Raw genomic sequence first — 25,606 nt, 5'->3', positions numbered from 1 at the left:
CATGCTCGTGCTCGTCATCAACTCCGGCTCGTCCTCGCTCAAGTACCAGGTGCGTGACGTGGCGTCCCACAGCATCCTCACCGAAGGGCTGATCGAAAGGATCGGCATGTCCACCGGGGGCCAGGGCGACGGCGAGGTGGTCGGTCCCGCCGACCATGCCGAGGCGCTCGAACTGGTGGATGCGGCCATTCACGAGGTGCTCGGCGGCCGGGAGCTGGATGCGGTGGGGCACCGTGTGGTGCACGGCGGGGAACGGTTCGGCGAGCCCGTGCTGATCGACAACGAGATCACCCGGGCCATCGAGCGGCTCAACCCGTTGGCACCGCTGCACAACCCCGCCAACGTGCTGGGCATCCGCGCGATTTCGAGGAAGTGGCCCGATATGCCGCAGGTGGCGGTGTTCGATACGGCGTTCCACCGCAGCCTGCCTGAGCACGCCTGGCGCTACGCCGTCCCGGACGAGCTTTACACGAACCACGGCATCCGCCGCTACGGCTTCCACGGGACCTCGCACGAATACGTCACCCATCAGGCTGCCGGGCTGCTGGACATTCCGGTCGAAGAGTTCGACGGCGTGATCGCCCACCTGGGGAACGGCGCCTCGGTCACGGCGATCCGGGGCGGCAAGTCCGTGGACACGTCGATGGGCTTTACTCCGCTCGAAGGCCTCGTGATGGGCACCCGCTCCGGCGACCTTGACCCGTCCATCCTCGTGTTCCTGGCACGCACCGGCTGGAACGCCGAGGACCTCGACACCATGCTGAACCGCGAATCCGGGCTCAAAGGCCTGGCCGGCAACAACGACATGCGCTCGGTGGTGGAGGCGTCCGAGGCCGGCGATGCCCGTGCGGCCACGGCGCTCGCCGTGACCTCCTACCGGCTGGCCAAGTACATCGGCGGCTACCACGTGGCTGTGGGCGGGGCGAAGGCGCTGGTGTTCACCGCGGGGATCGGCGAGAACTCGCATCAGTTCCGCGCGCTCGTGGGGGAGCGGCTCGGTGCGCTGGGTGTTGAGCTCGACGCCGGCCTGAACAGCGAGCGGTCCAAGGAACCCCGGGTGATTTCCACCGCGGCCTCGCTCATTCCGGTGCTGGTGGTGCCCACGGACGAGGAGCGGGCGATCGCGGAGGCCACAGCGTTGGTACTCACTGGTTGAGCCTGTCGAAAACCGTGTGCGTTCGGCGGCTCAGCCGGGCCAAGTGTCCTGGTCGGCCAGGCGCTTCGTGAACTCAGCCTCGGGAAGGGGCCGGCTGAAGTAGTAGCCCTGTCCGCTGATGCACCCGGTGCTCCGCAGGTGCTCGGCCTGTTCCGCGGTTTCCACGCCCTCCCACACGGCTTCGAGTCCGCACGCCCGAATGAGCTGCAGGATCGCCGCAATCAGGGCAGGCTGGGCCGGGTCGCTGCCCAGGGCGGAGAGGAGCGTGCGGTCCACCTTGACCCGGTCCACCGGCAGCCGCCTTAGGTAGCTGATGGAGGAATATCCGGTGCCGAAGTCGTCGATCTCGAGGCCCACTCCGAGTTTGCGCAGGCTGGCCAGCGTGTAGCGGTCCAGTTCGTTGCCTTGGATGATGGCCCCTTCGGTCAGTTCCAGGACGAGCAGCGCCGGGTCCATGTCGTTGGCGCTCAAGGCGTCGCGGACATCCTCGATGAATTCAAGACGCTGAAGATCGGCCGCAGAGATGTTGATCCGCACGGACATGTCGTGCCTGCTGGTTTCGGGTGCCGTGCGCCAGCGCCGCAGCTGCCCCACGGCGGCCTTGAGGACCCATTTGCCCAGTTCCGAGATGAGGCCCGTTTCCTCGGCGACGGGGATGAACTCGTCCGGCATGATGAGGCCGCGGGTGGGATGTTGCCAGCGGACCAGCGCCTCCACGCCTTCGATCCTGCCGGTGGCCAGTTCAATGACTGGCTGGTAGAACAGCACCAGCTGCGACCCGGTGATGGCCTCGCGCAGTTCCCCCACCAGCTGGTTCCGGAGCTGCCGCGCATGGAGCATTCCCGGTTCGAACACGCGCAGTTTGCTGCGGCCGTCCGCCTTCGAAGCGTACATCGCGATGTCGGCCTCCATGAGGAGGGCCTCGGACGTCTCGCCGCGGTCTGCAATGCGAAGGCCCACGCTGGCCCCGCACCGGATGGTCTTGCCGTCCACCTCGATGGTTCCGCTGAGGGCATCAAGGATCCGGGCTCCCACCACCTTGGCCTGGGCGGTCGTGCTCGCGGGGAGCAGAACGGCGAATTCGTCGCCTCCCAGCCGGGCCACCATGTCGCCCTCGCGAACCGAGGCTCGGATCCGATTCCCTACTTCGGTCAATACGTGGTCACCGATTGAATGGCCAAGCGAATCATTAATGCTCTTGAAGGCGTCAAGGTCCAGCAGCAGCAGTGCCGGCGGCAGCCCGTGGTCCTCCGCTTGCGCCTGGGCCTCGTTTACAGCAGTGACCAGCGCAGAGCGGTTGTAGAGGCCGGTCAGGGGATCGGTGAGCGCCATCCGTTGCATCTCCAGGTGGGCGGCCCTGAGCATCTGAGTGCGTGATTCCACACGCTGCTCCAGCTCCTCGTAGATCATCTGAAGGTCTTCGGCGAGCAGGTTGGTGCCCATGATCACGGCATCAAGCTCGTCCCTCGCCTCTGAAATCTCAATGCGGGAATGCAGCTCACCCGCCGCGAGCCGCACAATGCCGTCGAGGAGCTGCCCGAGCCGGGGATCGCGGTCATCAAACATTTTCGTCACTAAGCCGCGTCCGGACCGGCCAACCAGTCGAGGGCTTCACGGTCCGAGGTGAAGTATTCAGCCCGGGCTGAGGGGAATTCTGCGCCGAGGAGAAAATGCCCAAGCAGCCGGTCCACGGGGCTTTCGCCGACAAGCGCCCAGGCGGACACGCCGTCAATAGCCGCGAAGGTGGCCCGCGCCGTGCGGCTCACTGACGCCACGCCGGTGAGATGAAGGACGACGGCGGCCCTCCGGTCTCCGACACGTTCACTGATCTGCTGGCGGAGTTGAGCGATGGTGGCCGCAGTGAGATCCGCGCCTTGGGGCAGCACCGCCCGGACGGCCAGGTTCGGCAGTACCGTGCAGGCAATGCCGGGGGCCCTCGGATGCTTTGGTGTGTCCGGCGTTCTCGAACGTGCGACGGGAACCGTCGTTGCTTCTGACACTTATCCCCCCTGAACGAACCGCTGCTGACGCTTGATGGAGACGAGGTAGTCCCGCACCATGGCGCTCCGCTCCGTTGCGGCAGCCGTATCGAACAGCGTAGCCGCCTCTTCAAGAATCTGCAGTGATTCAGTGTCGTTTCCCTGCTCCATCATGGCTTTGCCCAGGATGAAGGCAGCGTCGGCGGCTGTGTGGCTGGCAAGGATGTGGAACTTGCTGCGGACGGGTGCCAGGATTTTTACCGCAGCGTCAAGGTCCCCGGTGACGTAGTACCAGTGACCGCGGACCAGCGCCATCTCCAGGAGGTCGCGCTCGCTGCCGCCCACCACCTCGGTGGCCAGTTCTGCGCGTTCGATGAAGCGGAGTGTGGCGCCGTCGCTGAGCTGGGCCTTCAGCCGCATGTCAGCCGAGGCGCGGTTGAAGCGCGCCCACAGGTCCACATCCCGCGAGGGGGAGAGCCTTTCAGCGGCCATATCGTGGTACTCGCTGCCTTCGGCAGCCCGCTGCGTGAGGAAGGCGACGTTGCCGATCACCCAGTAGGCCTTGCCGGCCGTGTCCTCGTCAACGATGTCGGTGAGCAGCGACTCCAGCGCCAGGCACTCCCGCCACGCCTCCGCCAACCGACCACTTTCGGCGAGGGCGGCAATGAGGGCCTGCTGCGCCTGGATGTGAAGGTAGACATTTTCGAAGTCGCCGGCCACCAGGTTGGCAGCCGTCGATGCCGACTCGACAGCCTCCGGAAGTTTGCCCAACGCCTGCAACGACTGGGCCAGCAGGATGTGGGCGCGGGCGCCTAGATCCGGGACGGACGCGGAAACCGGATGAGCGGCCAGCTTATGTGCAAGCAGTTCGCATTCCTCAAAGGAGCCCTGGTCCCGGAGGCATTCAGCCTGGAGCAGCACCATCTTCCACCACCGGTGCTCGTCGCCCGCTGCAATGGCGAGCTCCGCGGCGTGGCCTGCTTGCGTGTAACCGGCAATGTAGTCGCGCCGTTTCCAGCTTTCACGGGCCTCCAGTTCGGCAATCACGAACGGCGACAAATCTTGAGACATCGGCATGATTTCAATTATCCATGGACTGGACGTTGCGTCATTACGGGGACAGGTTACGTGGACTTGTTACGGGCTTTTCTTTTAATAAAGTGTTTGGATTTTCACTAGCAGATAATCCTTGTAAAAACCTTGCAGAAACTTGAGGAAAGAACCGTATACTGTCGCCGTAACCGTATGCACCTCACTATAGGAAAGGAACAGCGGAATGAAGAAATTTGCCGCAACACTTTTGATGACCGGCATCCTGGCGGTAGCAGGTTTCGCTGCTCCTGCCAATGCCGCACCGAAGCAGGACAAGGACACCACGTCCTCATCCTCCCAGACGACCACCGTCAGCTACTCCCGTGTCGGTTCGTGGCCCAACTAATTCTGGTCTCCGAGTAAGACGAATCAAAACTGCCCCGGGCCTTATGGTCCCGGGGCAGTTTTATTTGCATCCGGTATGGCTGTTTTCAGTTTGCAACTCCCCGAGGGAACGCTACTGCTGAGGTCCGGCGACCGGCAGATAAACCGATACTTCGGTTCCCGAACCCAGTGATGACTTCATCTCAAGGGAGCCATTGTGGCGCCGCACAATGTCGTAGGCTATTGCCAAACCGAGGCCGCTGCCCGGCACCGCCGCAGAGGACGCGTTTGACGCCCTATAGAAGCGGGTAAAGACCTGGGCAATTTCCTGCTCGGGAATTCCGACGCCGGTATCCGCGACCCGAACGACGGCCGACTGGCTTCCCTCTCCGGCGGGAGCCAGCATGACACTGATACTGATCCTCCCGCCGTCGGGCGTGAACTTGATGGCGTTCGCCACGATATTGGTGAAGACCTGTTCGAGTTGCGTTTCGTCCGCCCGGATTTTCACGTCCTCGTGGGAATCGGCGCCCAGGATGACCACGTTGCGCGCTTGAGCCAGCGGGCGCAGTGCGGCCACCACGATCCGCAGGACCTGGCCCAGCTCCACCTGCTTGAGGTGCAGGCGCCCGGAACCATCCTGCTGCGACACGGTGAGCAGATCCTCGATGAGCCGCCGCAGCCGGTCCGAGTTCCTTGAGATGACCTCCATCATGGATTCGATGCCCGGCGGCACCGGACCGCCGGCGCCGTCGCGGATCATGTCGAGGTAGGCGGTGATGGAGGTCAGGGGAGTGCGGAGCTCGTGGTTAACTGTGGCGAGGAAGTCGGTTTTGGCCTTATCCAGTTCCCGGAGCTGCTGCAGGACCTGCACCTGGGCGCTGATGAGGTGGCCCTGGATCAGGCTGTGCGCCAGATTTCCTGCAACGTGCTGGACAAGGGCGATTTCAGCGCGTGTCCACTCGCGTGGTGCGTCCAGCTGGGCGATCCAAATGATGCCGAGCGCGGAGTCGTTGTCGCCGACAGGGACCAGCACGGACGAGCGCGCATGGGTGGGCCCGAACCATTCCTGCAGCCCGTCGGTGCGGGGCGGAGCGGGTTCCGCCTGGTGGTCGGCCACCGCAAGGACCTCTGCCTCGGACCACAGGCACTTGGCCAGGTCCCGGGCAGCATCCTCGAAGGAGCCGAGCGAGTCCGGAAGCTGCGGCAGGCCCTGCCTGCACCACTGCGAGGTGATCCGGGGGACTCTCGGATCCTGGAAACTGGTGAACCAAACATGGTCCGCGCCGAGCGACTCGCCAAATCCCCGGACCAGGTGCCCGGCCATCTGCTGCGGGCTGTTGGTGCCGCGGATGGCCGCGGAGACGTTGCGCAGGCTTTCCCGCAGGGCCTCGGCCTCCCCCCGGATTCGGCGGCGTTCCTGTGCCCGCGCGATCAGAGTTTCCACACGGTGGACCAGTTCCAGCGCGCTGGCGTTTCGGGCAACGTAATCAGCAGCGCCCCAAGGCTCCAGCTGGGACAGGTCGAAGTCGTCGGTGAGGTCTACGAGGAGCAGCACCGGGGTGCCCTCCCACGAAAATTCATCAGTCAGGCGGGGATCAAGCACCACGATGGCGGCATCGGTCCGGGCCAGCTCCATGGTGAGTGCCCCGCCGTCGGCCGCTGAATGGACGGTGAAGCCGGCAGCGGTGAGGACGCTTCCCGTGGCGGCCAGCCGGTCCGCGTCAGGAATTGCGACCACTGCTACTCGCGGTCCGGAAACACTCTCCGCCGGTGCCTTTACCACTATGCCCCCCGTGTTGCGCGTCGCCGTGCGGCTACCGTGATTTTCGACTCACATTATCAGCCCTCGGACCGCATTGGCCGAGGCCGGGGCGGACGGTAGCTTGATAACAGTCTCGTCAACACCGTGGAGGTCTCAATTATGAATGCCGATGCCAGCGGCCGGAACACGCTGTTTGATCTGATCCTGGACGCCGAAGGCCTCCTTCGGCTCACCTGGGCTCGGGGTTCCAGCATCACTGAAGCGGATGCGAAATCCGCCATGGAGGAGGTGAATGCCCTCTGCGGCGTAAACCGCCACCCCATGCTCGTGGACATGGCCACTACCGCGGAGGTCAGCCGCGGAGCGCGCGCCGTGTTCGGGCGCCCCTGCCAGGCGTCGAGGATCGCACTGCTCGGCTCCTCGCCTGTGGACCGTGTGATGGCCAACTTCATTCTCGGCATCAGCAGGCTTCCATGCCCCACGAAGTTCTTCACCTCGGAGCATGACGCCCTGGCCTGGCTCAAAGTTACGTAACGGGCTGCGGCTATTCCGCACCGGCTGCTCAGGCCGGCTGTTCAGGTGGGCCGTTCAGGTGGGCTGAGCAGGGTGCCGCGGTCAGCGGGCCTGGAGCACGGCGAAGTATCCCGGGATCCGCTCCGGCTCGTTGGAGGTCAGCGGGCAGGTTTCGATGACGGTTGGCCCATCCTCCACCACATCCCAGCGGGCCTCGGGGAAAGCCCGTACGCGCTGGGCCGGCCCGAAGCGTCCGGGCATCGGCAGGCCCCGGATTGCAGCCGCGAGGGGCGCCGGTATGCCGTGACGCGTGGCGCCAAGATGGCTGACGTACTCGACGGCGTTGCCCCGGAAGTCCGTTTCGGCCAGGAAGACGCGGCCGTGCCTGCCCACCAGTTGGTGCAACTGCTCGGCGAGGGCGGCCCGGGCGCGGGGTTTCAGCACATGGAGAACACCGCGGATGAAGATATTGGCTTCCCCCGGCATGCCGGCGGCGTCCAGCGCCTCGGCGACGGAGCGTGCGCCTCCCGGCGCTGTCATGTCCGCTGCCAGGAAGGAGATGCCCTCCATTCCCTCGGATTCAGCGCGGGCACGGGAAATGGCGCTGGCGGCCACGTCCACGCCCAGAACGTGGGGGAAGTGGGCGGCCAGCCGCCGGCTGAACGCCCCGTCGCCGCATCCGATGTCCACGATGGGAAGCTCCGGGTGCATCTGCCGCTTCAGGTGTTCCAGGTGGCCGAGCAGTTCGTGGTCGTCGCCGGAGTCCCACAAAACGTCTCCCTGGGCGCCGGTGCTGGTGACGTTGGCCCAGTACTGGTCCCAGGCCGCATGCGGATCCTTCGGCGCCTCGGCGGACAGCTTTACGAGCCTGGGGACCAGCAAGTATTTCTTCAGGGATGAGAGCACGGTCCAAATATAGGGCTATTTTGCCGGCGCCATGTGACGGAAACGGCCGCCTGGGAACCCTGCAGGCGGCCCTTTCCGGCAAACGGACGGCGGACGGACCCGCCGCTGCATCGATTCAGGCCTCATCGAGCTGCCGCTGCGTCGACCAGCGGCTAGGGGACAGGCTCCTCGGTGACGGGGGCCGTTCCATCCCGGGCCGGCGTGGCTGGCGCGCTGTCAGCCGGTGCCTCTGCCCCGGCAGGACCCTCGGACCCGTCAGGACCCGGCGCCGGGGCAGGTGCAGGAGGCAGTGCGGGAGCCGTGGACGCCGGAGCGGGAGCTACTCCGGACGGCGTCGGGGCAGGAGGAGCGCCAGGTCCAGACGCCCCGGGAACAGGCGCTGGAGTTGCTGTGGACGCTCCGGACGGCGGCGGCTGCGTTTGCCCGCTTCCGGTCGTCGGACCCGGGCTTGTGCCTGTCGCCGGTGCAGGGTTCGTGCCGGGCGATGCACTCGGGTCGCTCCGGATGACGTCCATGATCTGCTGCTTGTAGGCCTCGAGCCGCCCCTGAATCTCGGACAGGGGGACGCCCTGAAGCGTGCGGCCGAACTCGGCGATCTCCTCCCACAGTTCGGCGAGCCGCGCCATGCCGTCGGCACTCAGGGGACCGTCCAGCGTCAGGACCAGCTGGCTGGCCAGGGCATAGGTGAGGCACCGGACGCAGTCGTAGTTCGCGGCAGCCGAGAGGTTCTCCGGCACCACAACGTCAGCCTGGCCGATGATCAGCACCACCTGGAAGCCGACGGCCACCGCAGCGCAATCCGCGCAGCTGGCGAAGGCGTAAGCCTCGTTGCGCGTATCCACCGGTCCGTCCTCAGCCCACACAAGGGCAAAGGCGACGTCGTACGTCACCGAACCGTCGGCCGTATTCACCGCCAGGGCCTGGTTGCCGTCCTCCTCAGGTGCCGGAGGCTTGTCGAAGGGGAAAACCCACGACGGCGCCGCGCCCTGCCCGTCCCCGGCTGCGGGTTGAGTTGCCTGGTCACCGGTCCCACGGGGGACCGTTTGGTCACCAGCGCCGGAAGGAGCGGGCGCGTCCTGCCGGGGCACCAGCACCATGCTGAGCTGAGGTTTGTCGCGGGTGGGCAGTTGGGCGCCTTCGGGCCACAGTGCCACTGTTTTACCCTCGCGCCCCTCCTGCAGGGGTGCCCCGGACGGACCTCCTGTCAAAGCAGGGTAGACGGCGGCCGTCGCATCGAACAGCGTTCCGTGTTCGTAGGGCTGCACCGGCCGGTACGTGTCAGGTGCGGGCCACCACACCCAGGTGAGCCCGGCAAGGACGGCGGCGACGGCGGCAAGGGCCGTGCCGCGCTGCAGCGGCCTGCCGCGGGTCTTCCTCCAGACGCCAGCACCCAGCTGGCGCACCAGCCGCACCAGCATGTAGCCGATGCCCAGCAAAGGCAGAACGACGGCGATAATCGCCAGGAATCGTACTGCGGCGTCGGCGACGTTGCCGCCTGTGAGGCTGCCGGCGAGCATGGCGCCTTGGTGCTGAAGGCTGGCCCATCCGGTGCCCAGCAGCCGCGGCAGGGCAAGCACCATCAGCACCAGGCTGGCCAGGAGCAGCGGCACGGTGACCAGGACCCAGGCGGTGATGACAGTTCTGGCCCACGGCTTCAGGGCCTGGGCTTCCGGTTCTGGCTTGCGCCAGTTCCATGGCAGGAGGCCCAGGAGCGTGGGCTTGATGCGTTGGAACAGGTCCGGTACGCCGGTCACGTCGGCGAGGATGTGGTAACCATCGAAGCGGAGCAGGGGCAGGAGCTGGCGGACCATCTGCAGGATCTGCGTGAGCACCACCAGCAGCAGTGCGTCGTAGCCCGTGGCCCACCAAAGGCCCATGATGGCGACGGCGACGATCGCGTTGAAGTAAAGGCCGCCGAGGTCGGTCCGCAGCCGGCCCCCGCGTCCCAGCCGGTATGAGTCCGTGACGTCGGTGTAAAAGGCCGGCCAGATGAGGTAGATGCCCGCTCCCATCGCTCCCGGCGTGGCTCCTCCACGGCGGGCGGCAGCTGCGTGGCCGAACTCGTGGAAACCGGCAGAGAGGACAGTAATGGCGAAAATGAGCAGCAGCAGGCTGGGGTTGGCGAAGGCGGCGTGAGTGGCGGACGCCAGCCCCTTGACCATGAGAACCCACCAGCACGAGGCCACGAAGGCTGCTGTCACTGCCGCCACGATCAGCGGATGGAAGAGCACAGCGAAGGGCGACGCCAGCTTCCGGGTCCGTTCCGGGTCGGTGACCGTGTAGCGGAAGCGCATCCCCAGCAGCGGGTCAGCCTTCCGGACGCCAGGCTGGGAACCATCGGCAAGCCGGAGCAGCCCCAGCGGCAGCAGTTGGCCCTCGATAAGCGTTTGAACATTGTCGGCGCTGACCAATTTCCCGAAGCGGAGACTCGCGTGTTCTGCGATTTCTGTCGTGTCCCGCTTGCCGTCGATGGACTCCAGTACGAGGAACAACAGACTGGTCAACTGGATGGCCTGGCCATCGGAGCGGCGGACCAGGAACGGCGGTTCCCGGTAGCCGGAGCCTTTGGCCTCGCCGATCAGCTCGACGCCCTCTGCGCGGACGGGAACCTGGCGTTGATGGGTATCGACGGCGGCAGGGGAGGGAACCGGCGGGCCGTCCGGATGGGACGGCCCGCCGGGCGCAATACTCATCGAGGATTTACTGTTCTAGGTCGGACTGCTGGTCCGCAGTGGCAGTTGCTGAACCATCGATGTTCTGGTTGATGATGGCGTCCTGCTGTGCCACGGCGAAGGCGTCGCTGTCGATGGATCCGATATTGGCTGCCACAGCGGCATCGATCGGGGCGGCCACGTTGGCATTGGCTGCCACGGCGCCGTTGATCGGTGCGGCGATGTCGGCGTCGGCGGCGAGGTCCACATTCACGTTCAGGAGGTCGCCGTCCAGGGCGGCTGCCGGATCCACGGGCACGGCACCGACGTCAGGCAGTGTCCCATCGGGGAGCGTTCCGTCAGGCAATGTGCCATTGGGGAGCTCGCCGCCGTCGATGACGGGGCCGTCCTCGGAACTTTCCGGGGTGCCGCCGTCGATGGCCGTACCGCCATCCGCCGTCCCGCTGCCCTGGGTGATGGTGCTGTCCTGGGTGGATTCGGCGGTGGCGTCGGCGGTAATTCCCTGGTTGATGATGACGCCCTGATCGGCGAGAGCCTGCGACTCGGAGCCGAATGAGAGGATGTTGGCCGACGCTGCAGCGTCAATCGGGGCGGCAACGTTTGCGTTGGCTGCCACAGCGAGATCGATCGGCGCCGCCGCGCTGATGCCGAGGTCGAGGTCGGCATTGAGGTCGAGTACTGACGCGACTTCCTTGTCGGGCAGGGCTGTTCCTGCCTGTGCGTTGAGTTCGTCATCGGACAGCGGCGTCATTCCCTGTTCATTGCTCACGCTATGCTCCAGTTCCGGCACCGGTTTCCCTGCCCCCAGCGAACAGGTGCACCGAAGATGCCACTGCACAATACTAAGCATGATGACTATCGCCGAGAAGACGCAGGAGGTACGCGCAGGATGAACTGGTGGGAGCCGGTGGTCGCCGTCATCGGCGGGATCGCCCTGGTCTACGCAGTGTTGCTGGTCCTGCTGGCCTTCTACGCACGTCGCCACCCGGAGACGGTGGGCATGAAGGAAGCCATGCGGCTGCTGCCGGACCTGCTCGTTCTGCTGCGGCGACTGACCGCGGATCGGGCCCTACGGCGGGGACTCCGGGTGCGGCTGGTTCTGCTGCTGGTGTACCTTTTGATGCCCATCGATCTGGTCCCGGACTTCCTGCCTGTGATCGGCTACGCCGACGATGTCATCATCGTGGCGTTGGTGCTGCGCTCCGTCATCCGCGGAGCCGGCAAGGAACCGCTGGAACGCCACTGGCCGGGCAGCCCGGCCGGACTGGCTCTGGTCCAGCGCCTGGCCGGGGTTGCCGTAACGCAGCCGTGAGGCCTACTTGAGCCCGGCGCCCGGTAGGAGCTCAGTGGCGCCGAGGGAGTCGGCGATGAAGGCGTAGTCCCAGGCCCGTTCGCGCCACTGCACGTACCGGCCGGAGGCGCCGCCGTGGCCGCCGTCCATTTCGATCTTCATGACGATCGGCTCGGATCCGGTGGTCTTGTTGCGCAGCTCCTGCACCCACTTGGCCGGTTCCACGTAGAGCACCCTGGTGTCGTTGAAGGACGTCACGGCGGCAATCTTCGGGTAGGCGGCCTCGCGGACATTCTCATAGGGGGTGTACGACTTCATGTACTGGTACACCGTGGGGTCGGTGATGGGGTTGCCCCATTCTTCCCATTCCAGCGCCGACAGCGGCAGCTCCGGGTCAAGAATGGTGTTCAGCGCATCCACGAACGGCACTTCGGCCACTATGGCGGCGTACTTCTCAGGGGCGAGGTTGGCCACGGCACCCATGAGCAGCCCGCCGGCCGAGCCGCCAAGGGCAGCGATCCGGTTGGGCGCAACCCAGCCGGACGCCGCCAGCCAGTCGGTGGCGGCGATGAAGTCCGTGAACGTGTTCTTCTTGCTGAGCTTCTTCCCGTTCTCGTACCAGTGCCGGCCGAGTTCGCCGCCCCCGCGGATGTGCGCGATGACGAAGACAATCCCGCGGTCCAGCAGCGACAGCCGGGCGATGCCAAAGCCAGGATCCATGCTCAACTCGTAGGAGCCGTAGCCGTAGACCAGTCCGGCCGCGGTGGAGTCCCGGGCAACCGACTTGTGCCGCAGCACGGAGAGGGGAATCTTGGTCCCGTCCTCGGCCTCGGCCCACTCCCGCGAGGCCACGTAGTCGTTCCCGTCGTAGCCGCCGAGCACCGGGCTTTCCTTGCGGAGCAGCAGTTCGCCGGCCGGCTGCTCCGGAGTGGGCAGCACAAAATCATAGACCCGCGACGGCGTGAAGTAGGAGGTGTAGCCCAGCCGGATCACCGGGGCCTCGTAATCGGAGCCGCCAACTCCGGCCGTGTACAGCTCCTCGTCAAAGGCGGGTTCGACGGGGGCCTCCTGGGAAGGCGTACCGAGCCCCGCCAGGGAAATCACCTGCACGCGCTCGATCGTGTCCTTTCGGACCGAGACCACCAGATGGGTGGAGGTGACCCCCGCGCCGTTGACGCGGACGTCGTCGGAATGCTCGACGGCGGTGGTCCACTGCTGCTCGGCCAGCGGCTTTGCCAGTTCGGCCGGGTCCACCAGTGAAACCATCGAGTTCACGGCATTCCGGTTGTGCGTAATGACGATGCGCTCAGCTTTCTGCCCGTCCGGGCCCTCGAGCAGGAACGGTTCGGCCTCGTATAGGACGCGCTCGTTGCGGGAGATCACGGTGGTGAGGGTGGCAGAGGGGTCGTCGAAACGCAGAAGCCGCGTTTCGCTGTACTCGGAGCAGCCGATTCCCAGCACGAGGTGACGCCGGTCGGAGGAGAGTTCGAAGCCCAGCCACATGGCGACGTCGTCCTCCTGGTAGATCACCTCATCCTCGGAGACCGGCGTGCCCAGCACGTGGGCTTTGACCTGGTACGGCCGCCAGGAATCATCCACCACGGTGTAGAAGATCCGCGTGCCATCCGGGGAGAAAGAGACGCCGTAGAAGACGTTCTCGATCACGTCCGGCAGCAGGTCTCCGGTGCGCAGGTCCTTGATGCGCAGCGTGAAGCGTTCGTCGCCCGAGTTGTCCACGGCGTAGGCATACAGGTTTCCGTCAACTGTCACTGCCGAGCCGCCCACCGAGAAGAAGGGCTTGCCTTCGGCCTCCACATTGCAATCCAGCAGGACTTCCTCGCCAGGAATTTCGACGCCGGCCTCCACTGCCGGGGGCGTCCAGTCGGCCACCCTGTTGCCGGTGTCGGCGCGGACGCGGCATTGGATGCCGTACTCCTTGCCCTCCACTGACCGGCTGAAGTACCACCAGCCGTCCTTGCGGTTGGGGACAGACAGGTCAGTCTCCTGGGTCCGGCCCTTGATCTCCTGGAAGATGGCATCCCGCAGCGGTTCCTGGTGGGCGGTGACGGCTTCCTGGTACGCGTTCTCCGCCTTCAGGTGTGCCACGACGTCGTCGGATTCCTTCTCCCGGAGCCATTCGTAGTTGTCCACGAATGTGTCGCCGTGGTGGGTGCGCTTTGCAGGCACTTTCTTGGCTACAGGGGGCGCAGGGGAGGCCGCGGTGGAGTTGTCTGCGGAGTGCTGCAGTGGAGTCTGGGTCATTCCCTCAATATATAGATCCGCCCTGAGAAATGGGGCGGACGTTCGCTACCGGGGGACAGCAACAGCCGGGCAGCCGGCCTGGGCGGAGTGCTCCGGGGGCCTCGAAAGTGCGTCCCGCCGGAACCCTGTCCCCGCCGCAGGCACGGGCGTATCCTGAACTCGCGTCCGCAAACCGGAAACAATCGAGCAGCCGAGGGGCAGCCATGACAATTCCGCCAGTGCACGAACCCGAGCCATTCCCGCCGGAACCGGGTCCCGATCCCATGCGGCCCAATCCGAACGGGCCCGACCCATCCGGCCCCACGCCGCCCAGCCCGTTCCCGACCCCCGAACCGCCGGGCCCGCTTCCCGTCCCGGATCCCGGTCCGGCCCCGCTGCGCCCGGACCCCACCAGGGACTAAGCAAGTCCTTCCCGCTTGACGCCCGCTGTATGGCGCTTGACGCCGTCCACCTTTCCGGCGGCTGGGTGACCTTGCCGAGGCGTCCTCGGCAAGCTCACCCGGCCGCCGTTTTGATGTCCTTCCCGGAGGCCGTGCAGGAAATAGGAAACACGAAATGCTGCGTCGATTCCGCAACATTCAGTCTTTTTGCTGTTACCTGAGTCACATTCGGGCTAGTGTGGTTCCCGGTCGCAGCGTCGCGGCCATGCATGAGGGGAGATGTTCTGTTGAACGATAAGCTCAAGGTCTTGGTCCGACTCGATCTCGAATGCGGCGAAGCTCAAGTCGCCGCGCAGGGAAATGTAACCGCCCGAAGCATCCAGGCTCTCTACGTCGTTATGAAGCGCGCCAATCATCTGAGGGAAGGCCTCAAGTTGGTTGTGGACGTCAGCCACGCACACGTCGAACCGTCCGCATTGGAGCAGCTCCGCAAGTGCTCCGAATCCCACCACCTGCCGGTGTCGATCGACCCGCAGCAGTCTGAATGCAACGTCCGCGTCCTGGCGCCGGCCGGCGCCGGCTTGGAAACCTCCGCGCGGCAGGCATCACTGGCAGTCGCGGCATAACTCGGCAGCTACTCGTCAGGGCTCGTTATTCGTCGGAGCTCCCTGCCCGCCGGCCTATTCGTCGGGGCTGGGGCTCCGTACGTCGCGGGATCCAATGTCCGCCGCCCCGAGCATGTCGGCGGCCGCGGAGTGTGTGGTCTCGTGTTCGCGTACCCGGAGTTCCGGGTGGTGCAGGTCCAGGGACGGCCGTTCCGAACGGATGCGCGGCAGGGACGTGAAGTTGTGGCGCGGCGGCGGGCAGGAAGTTGCCCACTCCAACGAAGCGCCGAAGCCCCAGGGATCGTCCACCATCACCCTTTCGCGGCTGCGCGCGGTGATGTAGACGTTCCACAGGAACGGGATCAGCGACGCGCCGAGGAGGAACGAGGAGATCGTGGAGAACTGGTTCATCGCGGTGAAGTTGTCCTCCGGCATGTAGTCTGCGTAGCGGCGCGGCATGCCGAGCACGCCCAGCCAGTGCTGGATCAGGAACGTGCCGTGGAAGCCCAGGAACAGCATCCAGAAGTGGATCTTGCCTAGGCGCTCGTTGAGCATCTTGCCCGTCCACTTCGGCCACCAGAAGTAGAACCCGGCGAACATCGCGAACACCACGGTTCCGAACACCACGTAGTGGAAGTGCGCCACCACGAAGTACGAGTCAGAGACGTGGAAGTCCAGCGGCGGGGAGGCCAGGATGATGCCGGTGAGGCCGCCGAAGAGGAACGTGACGAGGAAGCCCAGGCTCCACAGCATCGGCGTCTCGAACGTCAGCGAACCGCCCCACATGGTGCCGATCCAGTTGAAGAACTTCACGCCGGTGGGCACCGCGATGAGCATGGTCATGAACGCGAAGAACGGCAGCAGCACCGAACCGGTCACGTACATGTGGTGCGCCCACACGGTCACCGACAGGGCCGCGATGGCGATCGTTGCGTACACCAGGCCCTTGTAGCCGAAGATCGGTTTGCGGCTGAAGACCGGGAAGATCTCGGACACGATGCCGAAGAACGGCAGCGCGATGATGTACACCTCAGGGTGGCCGAAGAACCAGAACAGGTGCTGCCACAGGATTGCGCCGCCGTTTTCCGGGTCATAAATGTGCGCCCCGAACTTCCGGTCCGCGCCGAGGCCGAACAGCGCGGCGGCCAGCGGCGGGAACGCCATGATCACCAGGACCGCCGTGACCAGCGTGTTCCAGGTGAAGATGGGGATCCGCCACATGGTCATGCCCGGGGCGCGCATGCAGATGATGGTGGTGATGAAGTTGACGGCACCGATGATGGTGCCGAAACCGGACAGCGCCAGGCCGAAGACCCACAGGTCACCACCGACGCCGGGGCTGAACGTCGTGTTGTTCAGAGGTGCGTAGGCGAACCAGCCGAAGGACGCCGCGCCCTGGGGGGTGATGAAGCCGGCTACGGCAATGGTTGAGCCGAAGAGGAAGAACCAGTAGGCCAGGGCGTTCAGCCGCGGGAAGGCAACGTCGGGGGCGCCGATCTGCAGCGGCATGATGACGTTCGCGAACCCGGCAAAGAGCGGGGTGGCGAACATCAGCAGCATGAGGGTGCCGTGCATCGTGAACATCTGGTTGTACTGCTCTTTGGTGACGAGCACCTGCATGCCGGGTTCGAAGAGTTCGGCGCGGATGACCAGCGCCATCACGCCGGCGAGGCAGAAGAACACGAAGGAGGTGATCAGGTACAAGTAGCCGATGGTCTTGTGGTCCGTGGTGGTGATCCACTTGACCACCATTTGGCCTTTGCGTAGCGGCACGGCGGGGGTGGCGCCCGTGGCGGTCAAAACGGCTGGTTGCTGATATCCGGACATCGTCAGCCACTCCTGGGCATCGCGTTGCAGGGGCCCGCTTCTAGAGCTGCGGTGCCGGCCGGAACCAGTTTCGGTTCACGGAACCGACACGATCAGAATAGCCCGCAAAAGTGCGGTGCAACAGTAAAAAGGGCAAAGTGCGGCGGCCCCGCGGAGTTGCAGGGCCGCCGTCGTAATTAATCAGCTGCCTAACACACGGCCTCAGTGCCCCGTCCGCGTGCGCGGCGCGCGAACGCCCTCCCGGGACAGCAGCAGTGCCAGCGCAACCATGCCAACGCCCAGCACGAAGTGCAGCCAGTTGTCCGCAGTGTTAAACGGCACGAAATTGGCCGGGGTGTTGAGGTTGATGATCAGGCCGTACAGCCAGAGGACCAGGTAGATAATTCCGCCGTAGAGCAGGTAGCTCTTTGCCTGGCCGGGGGTGCGGGCGAGGAGCAGGCCGGCAGCCCCGAAGAGCAGGTGCACGATGTTGTGCAGGACGGAAACCTGGAACACGCCGAGGAGCAGCGCCTCTGAGGTGTGCCCGGCCATACCCAGCGCCCCGAAGTTGCTGGTGATCCCGGGAATGAAGCCCAGGATGCCGACGAGCAGGAACACTGCCCCCACGACCTGGGCTGCAAGCTGCAGTCGGCTTCTGGCTCCGGCTGCTGGATTTGTAGTAGCCATTTCCCTTTCTCCTTATTTGATTGGCTGCCGAATGGCGGCCAAGACCTCAGACCACCGTCTTGTTGCCGCGGCGCCGCCACCAGACCAGGGCCGCGACGAGCGTGATCAGGGCAACGCCTCCAATGAAGTACGGGGCATAGTTAATGCGGGTTGACTCGGATTCGGCCGGCTCGCCCGTTCCCGGATTGGCAGGGTTTCCCGAAGGTGTTGCGGAAGGTGAAGATTCGCCGGTGGGGGAAGGCGTTCCAGCCGCCTGTGCATTGTCCGCGGCTTCGAGCGGCATGTAGGCCGTGGAAGAGGAGCCTGAGGTTGCAGCATGCGACGGCACGGCCAGTGACAGTGATCCGGCAATCACGGCAAAGGCGGCAAAGGTTAGAACGATCAGCCTGCGCATTAATCCATCTCCTTGGTCGATGCTGCAAGAATATAGTAAGCATGATTAGCATTAACTGCTAAGCACCCTTGGTAAATTGCCTGAGGCCGAGATTCTATCTGTGCGCTCCTCAACACCCCTTAAACAGCCGGTCCGGCGGGGCTCCTTGTACGGCCGCTCTAATAGGGACGGTGCCGCGTCAGTCGGGAAGTTCCATTTGAAAGCCGCACCCGCACCGCAGCAGGCGCGTTGGCAGGTGGACGTCGTGGACGGTGTGGCGCCGCGGGAGCTCCATGCCGGGGATGCTGCTGGTGCCATAGCTGACCGTCATGGGCGTGCCGCAGTGGAAATACTCGCCACCGAACTGGAGGACCCCCATTACCTGCCCGTGGCGGTTGAGGACGGCGGCCACCTCATGCACGTTCGCCGCGTGGGCGTAAAAGTAGTCGCATTCAACGCAGGTGTATGACACATCAACCATGTCCGCCTGTGGAGGATGCAAGGCTTCAATGGACTCGATAATGAGGTGCTCATCCGTGCGGCATTCCGAGCACCAGGGTCTGCTCGCGGATGGCCGCTGCATCCCTCCTGGACGGTGGGCGTTGGAGATGGTCGACATTGACGCGCTCCTCTTGGCGGGGGGCTCTGCGCCCTGTCTGCTTGAGCTGAAGCTACGCTTAAAATAACTCCGGCGTGTCGTGTAAGCAAGAGTGAGCCCCCGGATTCCGGATTGCCGGATAGTGGCGCTCTGCCGGGGCCGGCGTCTGCGGAAAATCTATAAAACCCCTTGCGGAGTCCTGTCTCTGGTGCTATAAAAAATCTATACCAGCCGATATAGATCGGATGGGCGGAAGTTAATAGACAGACTCACCCTGAGGAGGGAAGCCATGTTGATGCGAACCGATCCGTTCCGCGAGCTGGACAGGCTCGCCCAGCAGGTCTTAGGCACGGTGGCGCGCCCGGCAGCGATGCCGATGGACGCGTGGCAGGAGGAAAAGGAATTTGTTGTGGCCTTCGATCTGCCCGGCGTGGATGCCGACTCCGTGGATCTGGACATTGAACGGAACGTCCTGACGGTGAAGGCTGAACGCCCCGATCCCGCAGGCAAAGACACCGAGATGATAGCCTCCGAGCGTCCGCGCGGCGTGTTCAGCCGGCAGCTGATCCTGGGGGACACCTTGGATGTCGAAAGCATCAAGGCGAGCTATGACGCCGGCGTGCTGACACTGCGCATCCCTGTCGCAGAGAAGGCCCAGCCGCGTAAGATCCAGATTGAAACCAAGGGGTCAAAGCACGAGATTGCGGCATAGCCCCGAACAGGACAGGGAGGGTCCGGCGAACGTGTTATCTGCCAAATGGGGCGGTTAGCCCGGGAGCACGCCACCGCGCTACATAGCGCACAGGCAGAAGTATCCGGATTTCTCCCGTGGGGTGTGGCCCCGGGCCTCGGCCCGGGGCCACACCTGTTTCACGGGCTACGTGTTCAGCTCCATCATCAGCGGCGGCAGTTCATCGGCCAGCTCCCGGGCCAGGAACCCCAGGCTCCCCAGCCTGCTGGCGAGCTTGTCCCCGGCCGCAGCGTGAAGATGCGTTCCCCAGCACGTGGCCTGCGCCTCGGTGGTGCCACGTGCCCGCAGCCCCGCGATGGCACCAGCCAGGATATCCCCGCTGCCGGAGGTGCCCAGGCCCCCGAAGCCGGTGGTGATCTTCCATCGGTTGGCAGCTTCGGGGGCGTCACCGCCGGGCGGGCGGGCGATCAGGCCCTGGCAGCTCACCACTGCCCGGTACTTCTCGGCAATTTCGACGACGGCGGCGGCCAGCCTGTCGTTGTCGTCGGCCCCCAGGTCCGTCTCCCGGTCCAGAAGGATTGCTGCCTCCGTGGGGTTCGGCGTGAGGATCAGGCGGCCGGCCCATGGCCCCAGCTCGTCGACCAACTTGGGAAGGCAGCCCAGGGCGTAGGCGTCGAGAATGATCGCAGAGTGCCCGCCTGCGGTATCGGCGCCGGCATCGGCCTTCCCGACGGTCCGCCCGGCATCGTGCCGGAGCAGCTCGCGCAGCAGCGCCTCGGTGCCGTCGATGTCGTCCAGGCCCGGGCCGATCAGCACGGCGTCCGCTGAATCGAAGTCCTCGAACAGAGCCTCGAGGCCATCGGATCCCAGGGAGCCGCCGGCGGATTCGCGGAGGCCGATCACCCCGGCCTCCGGAAGCGTGACGGCCAGCTGCACAGCCACGGATTCCGCCACGGCGAGCGTCAGCCTGCCTGCGCCGGCACGGAGCGCAGCGGTTCCTGCCAGCAGGGCTGCGCCGGGAGTCCGCCGCGCACCGCCGATCACCAGCACAGCGCCGCGCGAGTACTTGTCCGCTCCGGCAGCAGGGAGGGGCCAGTCTCGCAGCAGCGACGGCGTGATCAGCGCCGGAGCCGAATCCTCTGAAGCGTCGGCCGCGCCGGACGCCGGCTCACCGCGGGTGGACACTGGCATCCCCTGCATGCTCGGTCACCTGCACACCCTGCTGTTCGAGGTGGTCCGCCACGTTGAAGCTCTCGAGTGTCCACGGCCCGGTCCCGTCCGGCCGCACGTACCGGGTGACCGATGCATTCAGGACAGTGGTGCCCGCGGCGAGGTCCAGCAGTTCCCTCTCCGACATGCCCTCCAGGACGTAGCGGAACAGCAGCACCACGGCGTCGTGGCACACCAGCATCACCCGGTGGCCGCTGCCCAGTGCGTTCAGTTCGCCGAGCACGGAGCGTAACCGCAGCGCCACATCCGCCCAGGATTCCCCGCCCGGCGGGCGGTAATAGAACTTGCCCAGCCACCGCCGTCGTTCTGCCTCTTCGGGGTGCTTATTCTCTACGCCAAGGCGGGTGAGCATGTCCAGAATGCCGAGCTCGCGGTCCCGAAGCCGTTCGTCCGTGCGGATGGCCACCGGCCAGCCCGCGGTTTCGACGGCGATTGCGGCGGTCTGATAGGCGCGCATGTACGGGGAGGAGATGACGACGTCGGGACGCAGCTCTTCGGGGACCGCCGCCAGGGCGCGGCCCAGCGCCTGCACCTGCTCCCGCCCCGTAGCCGACAGTTCCACGTCGGCGTCGCGGGCGGGGACGTCGATCACGTCCGCTCCGGACTCCTGGGCGTTCGTGGCGGCCACATTGCCCTCACTCTCGCCGTGCCGGACCAAAATGAGCTCCACCGCTCCCGCGGTCCAGCCTGGCGGCATGGTTCCATCGGTGCGCCGGCTATCAAGGCGCTGCCCGTCGCTGCGCTGTCCGTTGCTGTCCTGTCCGTCAATGCCCACGATGTCCACTCCCGGTTCGCTGTTGGCCTGCGAATGCTCCACGTTACTAGCGCCGTACCCGCACTGTCAGAAAAATAACCTTTCCAGGCCAACGGGGCTGCCGCGGACGGGGCAGCACTCCGACAAATTCCACCTCCTGGAACATGAGGGTGACGGCCCGTAATAGGTCTAGGGTGGGAAGCGTCGGCAATCGCCGCGAAGACCCTCAAGGAGGGCGCATGAACTCCAAACAATCCAGCTCCGAACAGTTCGGGCAACACCTGAAAAGTGTCGGCGGCTCAGAGGGCGACGTCAGCGGCTCCGCTTACATAGTGACAGAGGAAGACACCGTGGAGAGCGTGGTGTCGGGCATGCGGATGAAGCAGCAGGAACGCGGCGGCGCCGCCAGCAAGCCATCCATCCTCCATGCCTCCGCCGAGGTGGCGATCAGCCGGCGCGATGAGAATGATCCGGCCCATCACCCCGGGGTGTCGCAGCCAGGGGAGTATCAGCTGGATATCCATTTCGGCGGGGACCACAGCACCCGGGAGCCCGTCCCGGAGACGGATCTCGAGGCTGCCCAGATCTGGGCGCAGGGGCGGATTGAAGCCGCGGGCGCAGACTTCGGCGCCATTTACTTTCCGACTGGGGGAGGCGCTGCCCCAGGCTCGGGTGCGCTTGAATGCCGTTACGACCGGGCGGTGGGCTGGTACCGCTAGGCAGCACGATGTTTATTTGAGAATCATTCTCATGTAGTCTTTGGGGCATGCTTCTTACAATCATCAGCGCCCTAGATGTGTTCTGCCGGCAGCAGGCGTGTGAAACCGTGGCAGCAGCCCACCCCGGAGCGGCCGTGGTGCTTCACGACCTCCATGAGGGAGGCCGGGTGGTGCGGCGGGTGTTCCGCGAGGGTCTCCTTGCCGAGAGTGGAGAAACGGTGCTGGAGCACGGATGCTTGAGCTGCACAGTGCGGCTGGACGTCGTGCCGACGCTCCGGCGGCTGCTCGAGGGCGGCGATTCCCACGTCATCCTTGGCCTACCGTCCGGAGCGTCTGCGGCCGCACTGCTGGAGGAACTGGGCAGGAATCCGGATGGGCCGCACATCAATTCGACCGTGATCGCCTGTGACCCCGGGGCCCTTGAAGACCAGATCTGGGACGGCCACACGCTGTTCGAATCCGGGTACACACCGGCGCACAGGGATGAGCGGACACCGGGTGAGTTCCTCATCGGGGAACTGCTCTACAGCGACACGGTCCTGCTCGTGACCCCGGAGCTCGTGGCCATGGATGCTGCGGTCCGGGACCGGGGAGTCCGGCTCGCCCGTGAACTTGCCCCACATGCCCGGATCGCCGAAATCACCGGCGACTTCACACTGGGCCGCCACGACCGGACGGAATCAGCCGCGCGTTCGTCTCCGGGTTCGGTGCAGATCCCTGCCGCTTCGGCCGCACCGTTCAACACGGTTCTCGTCACGAGCCGGAAGCCCCTGCATCCCGGGCTGTTCCGGCACGCATTGCCGAGACTGGCGGAAGCGAACTGTTGGATGCGGGGCAGGCTGTGGGTTGCCTCGGCGCCGCAGTGCAGGATCTCCATCCGCGGCATAGGTCCCCGGGTCTGGCTGGAGAGCACCGGCACCTGGGCGGCCGACCGAAAGCTGCACCCTGCGACCCATCACCTGGACAGCACCGACGCGATGCTGGACTGGGATCCGGCCGTGGGGGACCGCGGCACTGTCCTGGCCATCACCGGCGACGGCGTCAGCGAAAGCGACGCCGCGGCACTTCTGGCCGGCTGCGAACTCACCAGCGCGGAAATGCAGGAGGGCGCCGGCTCCCTCCAGGACCCCTTTGAACTCAGCACATCCCTCTAACCCGATAGGAACATGCCATGAAAGTACGAAACTCCCTCCGTGCCCTGAAGAAGATTCCCGGCGCCCAGATAGTGCGCCGCCGCGGCCGGACCTTTGTGATCAACAAGAAGAACCCGCGCATGAAGGCACGCCAGGGGTGATGCACGGGGGCGGCAACGGTCAGCTGTTCCGCTCCGCCTGGTAAACATCCGGGATGCCGTCGTGGTCGGAGTCGATCTTTTCCTCTTCTTCGGCCCGGCGGTATTGGCGGTTCCGGGTCAGCAGCACCGCCGTGGCCAGCAGGGCAGCCAGCAGGGAAGCCGCGAGGATGCCGACCTTGGCGTGGTCATCATGGAGGCTGCCATGACCGAAGCTCAGCTCCGCCACAAGCAGTGAAACAGTGAAGCCGATGCCTGCGAGGAGCGAGACGCCGAAGACGTCGATCCACTTGAACGAGCCGTCCAGCCGGGCCTTGGTGGCTTTGGTGAGCAGCCAGGTGGTGCCCATGATGCCGACAGGTTTGCCGAGGACCAGGGCCAGGACGATGCCCACGGCCACCGGATCCGTGAATGCCGAGCCGAGGCCGTCCCAGCCTCCGACAGCCACGCCGGCGGAGAAGAAGGCGAAAACAGGGACGGCAATGCCCGCCGAAATCGGGCGGAACCGGTGTTCGAAGATCTCGGCCAGGCCGGGCCCTGCCTCCGGCCCGCCAGCCGCCTGGGATCGAATGACCGGGACGGCGAAGCCGAGGAGCACGCCGGCCACGGTGGCGTGGATGCCGGAGGCATGCACGAGTGCCCAGGTGATCATCCCGAGCGGCAGCAGGATCAGCCAGGCGGCAGCATCATGGGTCCCGAAGAACCGACGGAATTTCTGGGCCAGCAGCAGGTACAGCCCGAGGGGAAGCAGGGCCAGCAGCAACGGAACAGCCTGGATGTCCGAGGAGTAGAAGATGGCGATGATGCTGATCGCCAGCAGGTCATCCACCACGGCCAGGGTGAGCAGGAAGATCCTCAGGGCACTGGGCAGGTGGGAGCCGATGATCGCCAGGACGGCGACGGCGAAGGCGATGTCGGTTGCGGTCGGGATGGCCCAGCCCCTGATCGTCTCCGGACTGCTGATGTTCACCAGCGCGTAGATAACGGCCGGAACCAGGACCCCGCCGGCTGCCGCGGCCACGGGAACCACGGATTTGTTGAGTTGGCGCAGATCGCCGGCCACGAACTCACGCTTAAGTTCCAGGCCCACCAGGAAGAAGAAGATGGCCAGCAGTCCGTCGGCCGCCCAGGCGCCGAGGCTCAGTTCCAGGTGCCAGGGCTCGTACCCGAACGTGAAGTCCCTGAGCGCGAAATAGCTTGCGGAGGCGGGGGAGTTTGCCCATACCAGGGCGATGACGGCGGCGGCGACCAGGAGCGCGCCGCCCACGGTCTCCTTGCGCAGGATCTCCCCGATGCGCAGGGCTTCGGCGTAGCTGCCGCGTGCGAAGAATGTGAGGCGCGGCGGAGTGGGAGGAGGTGACTGGCTCATAGGACGTCCTAAATTCGGGTCAGCAAATACACTGCCGACCAGACTTCCCGGCTCACCTTCAACCAGTGTACAGGGGCTGCCGGCGGGAAATTTTCAGGTCGGCAGCCGGCCGACTGGGGTTCAAAAAGGTTCAACGGGTTCAGCGGGCTCAGTGGCCGGCGCCCAGTTTCCCGCCGAGGCGTGCACGCATCAGGCTCCGTTCATGGTCAGGAAGGCGCACGGCAGCGCCTTAGCTCTTTCGAAGAATTAAGGGGCGCAGCGCCGCGCCGGAAGAGGGGAGCGCACTGGAAACCGCTGCCACCCTCAAGAACTTTACCGCTACCGCGCACAACGAGGTGGTCCTCCGGGTCTACCCGGAGGACCACCTCGAACGCCTCATAATCTCTATTTGCGGGTGAGAAGTGCCTGCGACGCTCAGCCTGCGGGTTTGAGGGCGGTGCGCCAGGCGGCGACGGCTTTGGCGGTGCTGAAGGTCCAGGTGGCGGTGCCGGTGGCGCCGGCTGTGGCCTGGGTCCTGTCGGCCTGTTCGGCGATCTGGCCGCCGGTGGTTTCCCAGCGTTCGGTCCAGCCGGTGGGAGCGGTGGCTGCCGGGTTGGAGCTGTCGAAGCCGAGGCCGCCGATGAGCAGGGCGCCGTTGCTGGCGGTGGTGATGCTGCCGACGGCGATGCTGGTGGCCGAATACGTGGCGTTGGCGGCGGTGGCGACGGTGCTGTCCAGCGGCGTGGTGGTGTTGACGCCGGTGTAGGCGGTGATGCCTCCGCCCCACTTCACTGCCGTGCTGAGCGTCCAGGTGTAGGTGGCGGGGTCGGCGGAGCCAACCACCCGGTAGTAGGCGAAGACGCGGGCGCCGCTGCCGATGGAGAGTCCGCTGGTGATCGCGGTCCAGCCGGCCGGGACGGCAACCGTGGGGTTTTTGTCGGCGGTGAAGGATGCGACCAGGACGTCACCGGCGGCCCGGCCGGTCGGCGCGGGCAGGGAGACCGTGGTGGTCGCCGTTTCCGTGGACGCCGTCCGGGTGCTGCGCACGGCGATCCCCGCGCTGCCGGCCGGGTTGACCGTGATGGTCCGCGTGGTGGAATTCGAGCCGGCGGCGTTGGTGGCGGTCAGCCGCGCGGTGTAGGTCCCTGCCGTGGTGTAGGTGTG

25 protein-coding genes are annotated in these 25,606 nt (G+C 65.6%); 9 read left to right on the top strand and 16 right to left on the bottom strand.

What is annotated here, in order from left to right:
* Window position 1: 1 nt before the first annotated feature.
* On the top strand, window positions 2-1,156 hold the full coding sequence (locus AC5RUM_RS14425) for an acetate kinase (RefSeq protein WP_494035564.1): 1,155 nt from the start codon (window positions 2-4) through the stop codon (window positions 1,154-1,156).
* Between the two features lie 30 nt (window positions 1,157-1,186).
* Here the strand turns inward: AC5RUM_RS14425 and AC5RUM_RS14420 are convergent, their stop codons facing one another.
* Genes AC5RUM_RS14420 through AC5RUM_RS14410 form a run of 3 tightly spaced genes read right to left on the bottom strand, consistent with a single transcriptional unit; the run spans window position 1,187 to window position 4,212 of the window.
* The gene (locus AC5RUM_RS14420; RefSeq protein ID WP_494035563.1) at window positions 1,187-2,722 is read right to left on the bottom strand and encodes a putative bifunctional diguanylate cyclase/phosphodiesterase; all 1,536 of its coding nucleotides are present in this window, start codon (window positions 2,720-2,722) and stop codon (window positions 1,187-1,189) included.
* A gap of 8 nt (window positions 2,723-2,730) precedes the next feature.
* The gene (locus tag AC5RUM_RS14415; RefSeq protein ID WP_494035562.1) at window positions 2,731-3,156 is read right to left on the bottom strand and encodes a DUF7793 family protein; all 426 of its coding nucleotides are present in this window, start codon (window positions 3,154-3,156) and stop codon (window positions 2,731-2,733) included.
* Window positions 3,157-4,212: a hypothetical protein gene (locus AC5RUM_RS14410; protein ID WP_494035561.1), complete on the bottom strand. Its 1,056-nt coding sequence runs from the start codon at window positions 4,210-4,212 to the stop codon at window positions 3,157-3,159.
* A gap of 199 nt (window positions 4,213-4,411) precedes the next feature.
* Between AC5RUM_RS14410 and AC5RUM_RS14405 the strand changes: the two genes are divergently transcribed.
* Window positions 4,412-4,573, top strand: coding sequence for a hypothetical protein (locus AC5RUM_RS14405; RefSeq protein ID WP_494035560.1), 162 nt, complete (start codon window positions 4,412-4,414; stop codon window positions 4,571-4,573).
* A gap of 111 nt (window positions 4,574-4,684) precedes the next feature.
* Here AC5RUM_RS14405 and AC5RUM_RS14400 read toward each other — a convergent pair whose 3' ends face one another.
* On the bottom strand, window positions 4,685-6,292 hold the full coding sequence (locus AC5RUM_RS14400) for an ATP-binding response regulator (protein WP_494035559.1): 1,608 nt from the start codon (window positions 6,290-6,292) through the stop codon (window positions 4,685-4,687).
* A 183-nt stretch (window positions 6,293-6,475) separates the two neighbouring features.
* Here AC5RUM_RS14400 and AC5RUM_RS14395 point away from each other — a divergent pair, with 183 nt between their 5' ends.
* A complete protein-coding gene (locus AC5RUM_RS14395; protein WP_494035729.1) occupies window positions 6,476-6,850 on the top strand; it encodes a DUF7793 family protein in 375 nt (124 codons plus the stop codon).
* A gap of 81 nt (window positions 6,851-6,931) precedes the next feature.
* Here AC5RUM_RS14395 and AC5RUM_RS14390 read toward each other — a convergent pair whose 3' ends face one another.
* The 3 genes from AC5RUM_RS14390 to AC5RUM_RS14380 all read right to left on the bottom strand — a co-directional run bounded on the left by AC5RUM_RS14390 (window position 6,932) and on the right by AC5RUM_RS14380 (window position 11,158).
* Window positions 6,932-7,735 (bottom strand): class I SAM-dependent methyltransferase, encoded by an 804-nt coding sequence (locus tag AC5RUM_RS14390; RefSeq protein ID WP_494035558.1) that lies wholly within the window; start codon window positions 7,733-7,735, stop codon window positions 6,932-6,934.
* 152 nt (window positions 7,736-7,887) lie between these two features.
* A complete protein-coding gene (locus AC5RUM_RS14385; protein ID WP_494035557.1) occupies window positions 7,888-10,428 on the bottom strand; it encodes a hypothetical protein in 2,541 nt (846 codons plus the stop codon).
* A 7-nt stretch (window positions 10,429-10,435) separates the two neighbouring features.
* Complete coding sequence (locus AC5RUM_RS14380; protein ID WP_494035728.1) at window positions 10,436-11,158, bottom strand: peptidoglycan-binding protein; 723 nt, start codon at window positions 11,156-11,158, stop codon at window positions 10,436-10,438.
* 138 nt (window positions 11,159-11,296) lie between these two features.
* On the opposite strand from AC5RUM_RS14380, the gene AC5RUM_RS14375 reads away from it, so the two are divergent.
* Entirely contained in the window at window positions 11,297-11,719 is a 423-nt protein-coding gene (locus AC5RUM_RS14375) for a YkvA family protein (RefSeq protein WP_494035556.1), read from the top strand.
* A gap of 3 nt (window positions 11,720-11,722) precedes the next feature.
* Here AC5RUM_RS14375 and AC5RUM_RS14370 read toward each other — a convergent pair whose 3' ends face one another.
* Window positions 11,723-13,960, bottom strand: a complete 2,238-nt coding sequence (locus tag AC5RUM_RS14370; protein ID WP_494035555.1) for a S9 family peptidase — start codon at window positions 13,958-13,960, stop codon at window positions 11,723-11,725.
* A gap of 667 nt (window positions 13,961-14,627) precedes the next feature.
* On the opposite strand from AC5RUM_RS14370, the gene AC5RUM_RS14365 reads away from it, so the two are divergent.
* The gene (locus AC5RUM_RS14365; RefSeq protein WP_494035554.1) at window positions 14,628-14,966 is read left to right on the top strand and encodes a hypothetical protein; all 339 of its coding nucleotides are present in this window, start codon (window positions 14,628-14,630) and stop codon (window positions 14,964-14,966) included.
* A 54-nt stretch (window positions 14,967-15,020) separates the two neighbouring features.
* Here AC5RUM_RS14365 and ctaD read toward each other — a convergent pair whose 3' ends face one another.
* The 4 genes from ctaD to AC5RUM_RS14345 form a co-directional block, all read right to left on the bottom strand.
* Window positions 15,021-16,772: an aa3-type cytochrome oxidase subunit I gene (gene ctaD, locus AC5RUM_RS14360; RefSeq protein ID WP_494035553.1), complete on the bottom strand. Its 1,752-nt coding sequence runs from the start codon at window positions 16,770-16,772 to the stop codon at window positions 15,021-15,023.
* 201 nt (window positions 16,773-16,973) lie between these two features.
* Window positions 16,974-17,438 (bottom strand): DUF4383 domain-containing protein, encoded by a 465-nt coding sequence (locus AC5RUM_RS14355; RefSeq protein WP_494035552.1) that lies wholly within the window; start codon window positions 17,436-17,438, stop codon window positions 16,974-16,976.
* Between the two features lie 46 nt (window positions 17,439-17,484).
* A complete protein-coding gene (locus AC5RUM_RS14350) occupies window positions 17,485-17,832 on the bottom strand; it encodes a LuxR family transcriptional regulator (RefSeq protein WP_494035551.1) in 348 nt (115 codons plus the stop codon).
* 178 nt (window positions 17,833-18,010) lie between these two features.
* A complete protein-coding gene (locus tag AC5RUM_RS14345) occupies window positions 18,011-18,292 on the bottom strand; it encodes a hypothetical protein (RefSeq protein WP_494035550.1) in 282 nt (93 codons plus the stop codon).
* A gap of 406 nt (window positions 18,293-18,698) precedes the next feature.
* Between AC5RUM_RS14345 and AC5RUM_RS14340 the strand changes: the two genes are divergently transcribed.
* Window positions 18,699-19,121, top strand: coding sequence for an Hsp20/alpha crystallin family protein (locus tag AC5RUM_RS14340; protein ID WP_494035549.1), 423 nt, complete (start codon window positions 18,699-18,701; stop codon window positions 19,119-19,121).
* A 165-nt stretch (window positions 19,122-19,286) separates the two neighbouring features.
* Here AC5RUM_RS14340 and AC5RUM_RS14335 read toward each other — a convergent pair whose 3' ends face one another.
* Window positions 19,287-20,291 (bottom strand): NAD(P)H-hydrate dehydratase, encoded by a 1,005-nt coding sequence (locus tag AC5RUM_RS14335; protein WP_494035727.1) that lies wholly within the window; start codon window positions 20,289-20,291, stop codon window positions 19,287-19,289.
* The gene (locus AC5RUM_RS14330; protein WP_494035726.1) at window positions 20,269-21,027 is read right to left on the bottom strand and encodes a histidine phosphatase family protein; all 759 of its coding nucleotides are present in this window, start codon (window positions 21,025-21,027) and stop codon (window positions 20,269-20,271) included. Before AC5RUM_RS14330 ends, AC5RUM_RS14335 begins: the two co-directional genes overlap by 23 nt.
* Window positions 21,028-21,323: 296 nt before the next feature.
* On the opposite strand from AC5RUM_RS14330, the gene AC5RUM_RS14325 reads away from it, so the two are divergent.
* The 3 genes from AC5RUM_RS14325 to ykgO are packed head-to-tail and all read left to right on the top strand — an operon-like array spanning window position 21,324 to window position 23,097.
* Window positions 21,324-21,803, top strand: coding sequence for a hypothetical protein (locus AC5RUM_RS14325; RefSeq protein ID WP_494035548.1), 480 nt, complete (start codon window positions 21,324-21,326; stop codon window positions 21,801-21,803).
* 47 nt (window positions 21,804-21,850) lie between these two features.
* Entirely contained in the window at window positions 21,851-22,957 is a 1,107-nt protein-coding gene (locus AC5RUM_RS14320; protein WP_494035547.1) for a GTP-binding protein, read from the top strand.
* Between the two features lie 17 nt (window positions 22,958-22,974).
* On the top strand, window positions 22,975-23,097 hold the full coding sequence (ykgO, locus tag AC5RUM_RS14315; protein ID WP_011693081.1) for a type B 50S ribosomal protein L36: 123 nt from the start codon (window positions 22,975-22,977) through the stop codon (window positions 23,095-23,097).
* Window positions 23,098-23,116: 19 nt separating this feature from the next.
* On the opposite strand, the gene nhaA is transcribed toward ykgO, so the two are convergent.
* Both nhaA and AC5RUM_RS14305 read right to left on the bottom strand, forming a co-directional pair.
* Window positions 23,117-24,463 (bottom strand): Na+/H+ antiporter NhaA, encoded by a 1,347-nt coding sequence (gene nhaA / locus AC5RUM_RS14310; RefSeq protein WP_494035546.1) that lies wholly within the window; start codon window positions 24,461-24,463, stop codon window positions 23,117-23,119.
* Between the two features lie 414 nt (window positions 24,464-24,877).
* Window positions 24,878-25,606 (bottom strand): PKD domain-containing protein (locus tag AC5RUM_RS14305; protein ID WP_494035545.1); only part of this gene is annotated, 729 nt, incomplete at its 5' end.

This window comes from Arthrobacter sp. B2060 (assembly GCF_059090445.1).
This window is presented reverse-complemented; position numbering and strand designations above follow the sequence as displayed.

Bases quoted from the DNA above. Each gene is read 5' to 3' on its own strand.
- AC5RUM_RS14320 (WP_494035547.1), top strand. From the start codon at position 21,851: ATGCTTCTTACAATCATCAGCGCCCTAGATGTGTTCTGCCGGCAGCAG.
- AC5RUM_RS14395 (WP_494035729.1), top strand. From the start codon at position 6,476: ATGAATGCCGATGCCAGCGGCCGGAACACGCTGTTTGATCTGATCCTG.
- AC5RUM_RS14340 (WP_494035549.1), top strand. From the start codon at position 18,699: ATGTTGATGCGAACCGATCCGTTCCGCGAGCTGGACAGGCTCGCCCAG.
- AC5RUM_RS14345 (WP_494035550.1), bottom strand. From the start codon at position 18,292: ATGGTTGATGTGTCATACACCTGCGTTGAATGCGACTACTTTTACGCC.
- AC5RUM_RS14380 (WP_494035728.1), bottom strand. From the start codon at position 11,158: ATGACGCCGCTGTCCGATGACGAACTCAACGCACAGGCAGGAACAGCC.
- ykgO (WP_011693081.1), top strand. From the start codon at position 22,975: ATGAAAGTACGAAACTCCCTCCGTGCCCTGAAGAAGATTCCCGGCGCC.
- AC5RUM_RS14405 (WP_494035560.1), top strand. From the start codon at position 4,412: ATGAAGAAATTTGCCGCAACACTTTTGATGACCGGCATCCTGGCGGTA.
- AC5RUM_RS14385 (WP_494035557.1), bottom strand. From the start codon at position 10,428: ATGAGTATTGCGCCCGGCGGGCCGTCCCATCCGGACGGCCCGCCGGTT.
- AC5RUM_RS14425 (WP_494035564.1), top strand. From the start codon at position 2: ATGCTCGTGCTCGTCATCAACTCCGGCTCGTCCTCGCTCAAGTACCAG.
- AC5RUM_RS14330 (WP_494035726.1), bottom strand. From the start codon at position 21,027: ATGCCGCCAGGCTGGACCGCGGGAGCGGTGGAGCTCATTTTGGTCCGG.
- AC5RUM_RS14375 (WP_494035556.1), top strand. From the start codon at position 11,297: ATGAACTGGTGGGAGCCGGTGGTCGCCGTCATCGGCGGGATCGCCCTG.
- AC5RUM_RS14335 (WP_494035727.1), bottom strand. From the start codon at position 20,291: ATGCCAGTGTCCACCCGCGGTGAGCCGGCGTCCGGCGCGGCCGACGCT.
- AC5RUM_RS14350 (WP_494035551.1), bottom strand. From the start codon at position 17,832: ATGCGCAGGCTGATCGTTCTAACCTTTGCCGCCTTTGCCGTGATTGCC.
- AC5RUM_RS14370 (WP_494035555.1), bottom strand. From the start codon at position 13,960: ATGACCCAGACTCCACTGCAGCACTCCGCAGACAACTCCACCGCGGCC.
- AC5RUM_RS14410 (WP_494035561.1), bottom strand. From the start codon at position 4,212: ATGCCGATGTCTCAAGATTTGTCGCCGTTCGTGATTGCCGAACTGGAG.
- AC5RUM_RS14420 (WP_494035563.1), bottom strand. From the start codon at position 2,722: ATGTTTGATGACCGCGATCCCCGGCTCGGGCAGCTCCTCGACGGCATT.
- nhaA (WP_494035546.1), bottom strand. From the start codon at position 24,463: ATGAGCCAGTCACCTCCTCCCACTCCGCCGCGCCTCACATTCTTCGCA.
- AC5RUM_RS14355 (WP_494035552.1), bottom strand. From the start codon at position 17,438: ATGGCTACTACAAATCCAGCAGCCGGAGCCAGAAGCCGACTGCAGCTT.
- AC5RUM_RS14325 (WP_494035548.1), top strand. From the start codon at position 21,324: ATGAACTCCAAACAATCCAGCTCCGAACAGTTCGGGCAACACCTGAAA.
- ctaD (WP_494035553.1), bottom strand. From the start codon at position 16,772: ATGTCCGGATATCAGCAACCAGCCGTTTTGACCGCCACGGGCGCCACC.